Source organism: Actinotignum sp. UMB0459, from assembly GCF_051905915.1.
Taxonomy (GTDB): Bacteria; Actinomycetota; Actinomycetes; order Actinomycetales; family Actinomycetaceae; genus Actinotignum; species Actinotignum sanguinis.
In genome coordinates, this window is sequence record NZ_JBQAIK010000016.1 from 167,433 (window position 1) to 174,568 (window position 7,136).

6 protein-coding genes are annotated in these 7,136 nt (G+C 64.0%); 4 read left to right on the forward strand and 2 right to left on the reverse strand.

Annotation, left to right across the window (positions count from 1 at the left end; translation table 11 throughout):
• Positions 1 to 41: 41 nt before the first annotated feature.
• Positions 42 to 1,430: an MFS transporter gene (locus ACTFPK_RS06160; protein WP_274733344.1), complete on the reverse strand. Its 1,389-nt coding sequence runs from the start codon at positions 1,428 to 1,430 to the stop codon at positions 42 to 44.
• 78 nt (positions 1,431 to 1,508) lie between these two features.
• Between ACTFPK_RS06160 and cysS the strand changes: the two genes are divergently transcribed.
• Genes cysS through ACTFPK_RS06180 form a run of 4 tightly spaced genes read left to right on the forward strand, consistent with a single transcriptional unit; the run spans position 1,509 to position 6,032 of the window.
• On the forward strand, positions 1,509 to 3,011 hold the full coding sequence (gene cysS, locus ACTFPK_RS06165) for a cysteine--tRNA ligase (protein ID WP_274733345.1): 1,503 nt from the start codon (positions 1,509 to 1,511) through the stop codon (positions 3,009 to 3,011).
• A 7-nt stretch (positions 3,012 to 3,018) separates the two neighbouring features.
• Positions 3,019 to 4,041 (forward strand): 23S rRNA (guanosine(2251)-2'-O)-methyltransferase RlmB, encoded by a 1,023-nt coding sequence (rlmB, locus tag ACTFPK_RS06170; protein WP_126135339.1) that lies wholly within the window; start codon positions 3,019 to 3,021, stop codon positions 4,039 to 4,041.
• The gene (locus tag ACTFPK_RS06175; protein WP_274778285.1) at positions 4,013 to 5,491 is read left to right on the forward strand and encodes a hypothetical protein; all 1,479 of its coding nucleotides are present in this window, start codon (positions 4,013 to 4,015) and stop codon (positions 5,489 to 5,491) included. Before rlmB ends, ACTFPK_RS06175 begins: the two co-directional genes overlap by 29 nt.
• Positions 5,484 to 6,032: an ASCH domain-containing protein gene (locus ACTFPK_RS06180; RefSeq protein ID WP_274733348.1), complete on the forward strand. Its 549-nt coding sequence runs from the start codon at positions 5,484 to 5,486 to the stop codon at positions 6,030 to 6,032. Before ACTFPK_RS06175 ends, ACTFPK_RS06180 begins: the two co-directional genes overlap by 8 nt.
• A gap of 98 nt (positions 6,033 to 6,130) precedes the next feature.
• On the opposite strand, the gene ACTFPK_RS06185 is transcribed toward ACTFPK_RS06180, so the two are convergent.
• On the reverse strand, positions 6,131 to 6,727 hold the full coding sequence (locus ACTFPK_RS06185; RefSeq protein ID WP_126135342.1) for a LytR C-terminal domain-containing protein: 597 nt from the start codon (positions 6,725 to 6,727) through the stop codon (positions 6,131 to 6,133).
• Positions 6,728 to 7,136 lie beyond the last annotated feature (409 nt).

The window sequence follows — 7,136 nt, forward strand, 5'->3', positions numbered from 1 at the left end:
TACGACGCCGCGCCACCCTCGGCCAGTTGCGACTCAGTCCATCACCGCCGGCCAGCGCGCAGCGAACCGTAGAAGGCAGCCAGCCCCACCGCAAGCACCGCGATAATCCCGAGGATGCCGTAGTGGGCCGCGGCATCTCCGCTTACCCCGGCCAGCGCACCGAAGCTCATAATCGCAGCTGAATACAGCGCCGGGGTGAGGAAAGAAACCGCGCGGCCGGTGGTGGCGTAGAGGCCAAAAAGCTCGCCGCTATTCTCGCGGCCGGCGCGGCGCGCCAGGTAGGTACGCGAAGAACTCTGGACCGGCCCCACGAAAATGCACAGGAGGGAGCCAAAGACCCAGAAGAGGGATTTGCCGGCGTCGTGCATCAAGAACAATACGCAGCCGCACGCGATCATAAGAGTGAGCGACATGAAAATAACGCGGCGCGCGCCGATAATATCTTCCAACCACCCGAAAGCGATGGTCGCAACCCCCGCGATCACGTTCGCCGCGATGCCGAAAATCATGACTTCCCCAGGAGTGAAACCGAAAACGCGGGCCGCGAGCACCCCGCCGAAAGCGAAGACACCGGCCAGGCCGTCGCGGTAAATAGCGGAAGAAATCAGGAACCAGAACGTGGAGCGATCCGCGCGCCACAGCCGCGCGATGGAGCGGAAAATAGCTCGGTAGGCGGCGATGATGCCGCGGGATTGTTCCCCGCGCGGGGATTCATCGCGGGAGAGCACCATGAGCGGGGCGGAAAAAATCAGCGTCCACAGCGCGCAGGCGATCATGCAGACGCGAATATTCATGCCGTTCGCGCTCGTCACTCCGAACCAGCCGGTATCCGGGCTGATGAAGCCAATAAAGAGGATGAGGAGGAGCACGATGCCGCCCACGTATCCCATGCCCCAGCCGAAACCGGAGATGCGCCCCAGGGTGGCCGGTGTGGAAATATCGGTGACCATCGCGTTGTAGACCACCGAGCCAATTTCGAAAACGATATTGCCGACGGCCAGCAGCACCACCCCGAGCCACAGGTAGGAAGGCGACGGCGCCACAAAGAACAGCAGCGCCATGCACACAATGGTGACGAGGGTGGTGAGGGTGAGGAGGGAGTTTTTCTTCCCCGAACGGTCCGCCCATTGCCCCACCGCCGGGGCGATAAGTGCCACGAGCAGCCCGGCGAGTGCCAAGCCCCAGCCGATGAGCGCATTGGCCTGGTTCCCGAAGAACTTTTCGTTGGAAAGATACGGGGTGAAAACGAAGGTGGTCACGACGGCGTTGAAAGCGGCCGAACCCCAGTCCCACAGCGCCCAGGGGAGAACCCGGCGGTTGAAAAGAACGGAACGCGCGGGTGTGCTAGCGCTCGGCGCGGCAGATGCACCGGCCTGCGGGGCGGCCGGCGGCGTGCTGGCGCTCGGCGGCGCGGCAGAAGTGTTATGCATGGCTTCATCGTAGGCGAGGAGGGTAACGGGGCGTTGAACGGCACTGCCCGGCGGGCGGGGAGCGGGTAAACTGGCCACGTGAGCTTCAAGATCTATGATTCGTCCGTCCGTGCCGTCCGGGATTTCGTTCCCCTGGAACCCGGGAAGGTCAGCGTGTACCTGTGCGGCGCCACGGTGCAGGGGTCCCCGCATATCGGGCATATTCGCTCCGCGCTGGCTTTCGATGTGCTGGTGCGGTGGTTGCGCCGCTGCGGCAATGAGGTGCGTCTGGTGCGCAACGTCACCGATATTGACGATAAGATCCTCGATAAATCCGCGCAGGCCGGTGCTCCGTGGTGGGCCTGGGCCTACCGTTTCGAAAAGGAATTCAGCGCCGCCTACCGTACCCTCGGGGTGCTCGATCCCACCTATGAGCCGCGGGCTACCGGGCATGTTCCGCAGATGATCACGCTTATCCAGGAAATTATTGACGCGGGCCACGCCTATGTGGGCAAGCCCGGCAATGTGTATTTCGACGTCGCATCGCTGCCCGATTACGGTTCCCTCACCCGCCAGAAGCTCGAAAATATGGTGGTGGATGAGGAAGGTGGGGAAGCCGATAAGCGCAATCCTCATGATTTCGCGCTGTGGAAGGCACCTAAGCCGGGCGAACCGGAAAGCGCCGCCTGGGATACCCCGTGGGGGCGCGGGCGGCCGGGGTGGCACCTGGAGTGCACCGCCATGTCTACCCACTACTTGGGTAAGGAATTTGATATTCACGGTGGCGGCATCGATTTGCGTTTCCCGCACCACGAAAATGAGCAGGCGCAGGCGCACGCGGCGGGGCGGAATTTCGCGCGGTACTGGATGCATAACGCCTGGGTGACCATTAATGGCGAAAAAATAAGTAAGTCGCTGGGGAATGTCGTCTCGTTGGAGGATGTTACCGCGCAGGTATCCCCGGCGGTGGTGCGTTTCGCGCTGGGAACGGTCCACTACCGCTCCACCGTGGACTACTCGCCGCAAAACCTGGCGGAAGCCGGGGCAGTATGGGAACGCCTGGCCGGATTCGTGGAACGCTCGGTTGCCGCCACTGAAGAAGTACCGGCGGAAGAAATCGCGGCGGTGGGTCCGGCGGATCTACCCGAAGCATTCGTACGGGCCCTCGATGACGATCTTAATGTTTCGAGCGGGCTGGCCGCGATCCATGATGAGGTACGCCGCGGGAACGCCGCGCTTGCGGAGCGGGATAGCTCCGGCGTGCGCGCCGCCCAGGTGCGGGTGCGGGCCATGCTTGATGTGCTCGGGCTTGATCCCCTGGCTGCCCCCTGGCGTAATTCCACCGGGGCGGATAAAGCAACCGCGCGGGCGCTGGGCGCCGTCGTCGATACTATGCTGAAGGAACGCGCGGCCGCGCGCGCCGCGAAAGACTGGGCCCGGGCCGATGCGCTGCGCGATGCGTTGCACGCGGCCGGCATCGCCGTGGAAGATTCGGTGGACGGAGCCCACTGGCACTTGGACAACGCGCAAGAATCCGCCACCGGCGCGGAAAATTCCGCCACCAACGTAGAAGAATCCGCCACCGGCGCGGAAGAAAAGTAGGAGAAATATGGGAGACGGACGCACCCGGCGCCCCAAGGGCAAGAAGCGCGCCACGGTCGGCTCGGGCGGGAATAACCGCCGGCGCCTGGAGGGCAAGGGCCCCACCCCGAAAGCGGAGGAACGGGTCTACCACAAGGCGTATAAAGAAAAGCAGGTGCGTGATGCCCGCAAGGCGCAAGCGGAGGCACGCGAGCGTTCCAGCATGAAGCTGCGCCGCGATTTGCATACCGCGCCCGGGCACGAACTGATTTGCGGGCGCAATCCGGTGCGCGAAGCGGTCCGGGCTGGCGTGCCCCTGACCAGGGTCTTTATGCAGACCTCCGCAGTGGGTGATGAACGCCTGGCCGAGCTGGTGGCGCAGGCAACCGCGCTGGGTGCGCCGCTCGTGGAAGTTTCCCACGGCGAGCTCGACCGGATGACGGAGAACGCCGTGCACCAGGGCGTGGCCATTGAAGTGCCGCCCTACGAGTACGCGGATGCAATTGAAGAGGCACGCGCGGCTCTGGAGCGCCACGAAGCGGGCGGGCCACTGCCGCTTTTCGTGGCCCTTGATTCGGTGACCGACCCGCATAATCTGGGGGCGGTGCTGCGCAGCGCGGCGGCTTTCAATGCGGACGCGGTTATCGTGCCGGAGCGGCGCGCGGCCGGCGTGAATGCTACGGTGTGGAAAGTTTCCGCCGGGGCGGTGTCCATTGTGCCGACCGCGCGGGTGACGAATCTGGCGGCCACGCTCGATGAACTGAAGAAAATGGGATATTTCGTGGTCGGTTTGGACGGCGGCGGCTCCACCACGGTGGAGAACCTCAGCCTGGCCGATACCCCGCTGGTGCTGGTGACCGGCTCGGAGGGGCGCGGGCTGGCGCGGCTGATTCGCGATAAATGCGATGTGATTGCCTCGATTCCTATCGCCGCGCGTATGGAGTCGCTCAACGCTGCGGTCGCCACGGGAATTTCGCTCTACCAGGTCGATCGGATCCGGGCACGGATGAACGGAGGGGACAATGTATCAGTGGAGGCCGGTTCGCGGTGAGGTGCAGCGGCTCGACCAGAGCCTGACCAGCCCCGCCCAGCTGGAAGATTTCTTCGCGCGCGAAGGTGTGGTGGTCCGCGGGGATCACGACGGCGATATTTTCCGTTTTGAGATCGCGGTGACCGGGAAACGGCGCCGCGTGGCCACGATCCGGAGCGTGTTGGAGGCGGGTGCCGCCGCGGAGTCCGGAGCCGGGCTTGCGGGTGCCGCGGGCGAGGAGGATGCGGAGAGCGCGCCCACTCAGGAGGAACCGGAGGCGGGCGCGGAGGCGGAGGAGCCCGGGATTGTGCCCGGCCTCAACCTCGTGGATTTCGCTCAAAAAATGGATCATGAGCTGCGCAAAATCCACATTGAAGTGGATGGTTACGTCGTGTACCCGAATATTGATTTGGGTGAGGTGGATGTGACCGAAGCGGATCTCGCCTATGCGGATGCTCATCTTCACAACGACGACGCCGCCGCTGCCGCGGCGGATCCGGCCGCGGGGGAAACCGGCGAGAATGCGCCGGTCTCTGATTCCCCGCTGCTGCCCGGAGACGAAGGCAAAATCCCCACCATGCACAACGGTCCCATGGTCGCCATTTCCGATGTGCCTTTCGCGCGAGTGCCGGGCTTGGCGGCGCGGATCAAAAAGCCGGTGGCGGTTTTGGAACACGGGAACGCCAATGTGATGGTGACAGATGTCCCCCTGGCCCGCGATGCGGAGATCGGGCGGCGGCCCGGTTTCGTCATCGTGCTATCCACCGCGGGGGCGGCGCCGAGCTGGCGCAACCCTGTTCTGGTCATCCGGCAGAACTCCGGGATTACCTACTGGAAATGGCTTGATACCCTCCAGGATCTCCCGCACGTGGAGGCCAATAGCGCCGCCGCGGCTTTTTCCCGGGAAGAACTCGGCGCGGGTGCGCGGGTGCGGCGTATCCTCGATGATTTCCCCGAGGTAGATGCTGGGGATCTGACCGAGGCGCTTACCGCTCCGGTATCGGAAGCGGTGCCGCGTTTCCTCGAGGTACTGGGCCTGCCGGCAGCGGTGGGCGAAGTGCTGCGCGGGGAGCGGGAAGCCGCGGATATTCCGGTGGCTACCGTTTTCACGCCGCAGGCTTTCCCGGAGCGCATGAAAGCATCCCTGGCGTATGAGGTATCCGGCTACGGTTCCGCCCCGGCCGGGATGTGGAAAGTATATCGGCGTCTCTACCTGGATCATCCGCGCCTGCTGGAGATTATTTCGTCGGCGCAGGCCGGACTGGGCTTGGCGATGGTTATCGCCGGGGCGCGGCGCTGGAATAAACGCGGGTATCGTGCGCTGACCATCGCGGGCGGGGCACTGGGCGCGAATGCCCTGGTGCGCATTCTTACCACCCAGTGGCTCAACGCCGCCCTAGAGGCCGAAGGTCTCAACCCGGGCCTCGCCACACAAGCACCCGAACCGTCCGAGGAGGATCCGCATGAGTGAGAATACCCAGGTAGAAGGCTTCCTCGAAGCTTTTTGGGTCCGTGCTGTGACGCGCGGGAGAATCAACCCGCTCGAAGTCATCACGGGCGGCGAATCGATTTCCGCTTTCCGGCCGCCAGCTTGTAGCTTCGGGCTCACCGCGGCGGAAGCCACGGAGATCGCGGAGCTCATCGTGGCGGGGAAGAAAACTGCGACGTCGAGCTGGGCGGATAGCTACCGCGCCGAAGAGGTGCCGCTTCCCGAAAAAGGCGATTTAGCGATTGTGCTGGATGGGGCGGAGCGCCCGCGTGCCCTTATCCGCACCGATAGCGTGGAAGTCATGCCCTTCGCGGAGGTGGGCGCGGATATCGCGCTGGCCGAAGGGGAAGGAGATGGCAGCTTAGAGAGCTGGCGCGCTGCCCACGCGGAGTTTTTCCGAACGGAAGCGGCAGCCATCGGGCTGGAATTCAATCCGGCGGGTGATGTGGTGGTGGAGCGCTTCACCGTGCTGTACTCGGACCGCGATGATCACCTCGGGCCGGGCGCGGTGGCCGGAAAATAACGCGGCGCGCGCAAACTAGCCTCGCGCAAAGCACACGCCGGCCGTGAGCCCTGCGGGAGCTGTGCGGGAGCCATGCGGGGAACCTAAAAGCGTGCCGCCTACTTCCGCGCTTCGCTGACCGGCACGCAGCTTTCCGGGGAGGTGAGTTGCCCGTCGGTGAGCTGGGCGGCCGCATCTTCCGGGCTGCGCAGCGCATCGAATTTCTCACCCAGGATCACCGTGACCGTTTGGCCCGTGGTGTCATTAGAGAACCCCACCACCGAATCAGGAATGTACGTGGCTAGGGTATAGGCCGCAGCCAGGCCATCGGGGCCGGCCTGCACAATAGCACCGTATTTATCTACACCGGCTGGCCAGTTCGCCGTCGTTCCTACGGTGACCCCCATTTCCGCGAGGTTATGCGCAACTTCCGCCGCAAGTCCGCTCGAGGACGTGGAGTTATACACATTCGCGTTAATTTTCGAGAGCTCCAGCGGGGCGGTGGGAGCGCTCAGGCAGGGGATGGTGACCTCATCGGGATCCGGATCGGCGGCGAATTCCTTATTGAGCGGGGAAGGGATAATGCCGAGCCAGATGAGCAGGCAAAGGGCAAAAACAATCGCGAGCGCCCCGGACACGATGCTGAACACCACGGTCTGGCGCTGCTGGATCTTACGACGGTAGGCCTCGCGGGGCCCAAGATGCTGCTGGGTCACGGGTTTAACGCTAGTTCACCGGCCCCAAAAAAGCAGCTGCGCGCGCTGGGAGATAGCCCGCATTGCCGTGCGCGTGAGTGTGGTGGCGCAGGTGCCGGCACGCGGCGGCTAAGTGGTGCAGGTGCGCTGGCTGCTCGGGTGTATGCTCATGCAGGCATTGTGACACATCCCATCTCTCCTCGTTTACGTAGTGTTTACCTAGTTTTTGAGCGGTAGCGGCGTCGTCGCCCCTGTGAAGCGAGCCGCGCGGGACTTGCGGTGCCCGCAAAAAGCCATACACTAATTCAGGTTCAAACGAGTGTGGACGGGCCGGTCGCCACGCGGTACCCCGGTCGCCACTGCGAGATTGCGAACCCATTCCTTCTGATGCGCGGGTAAGCCCGCGCGAAGAGCAACGAGGAGAGCATTC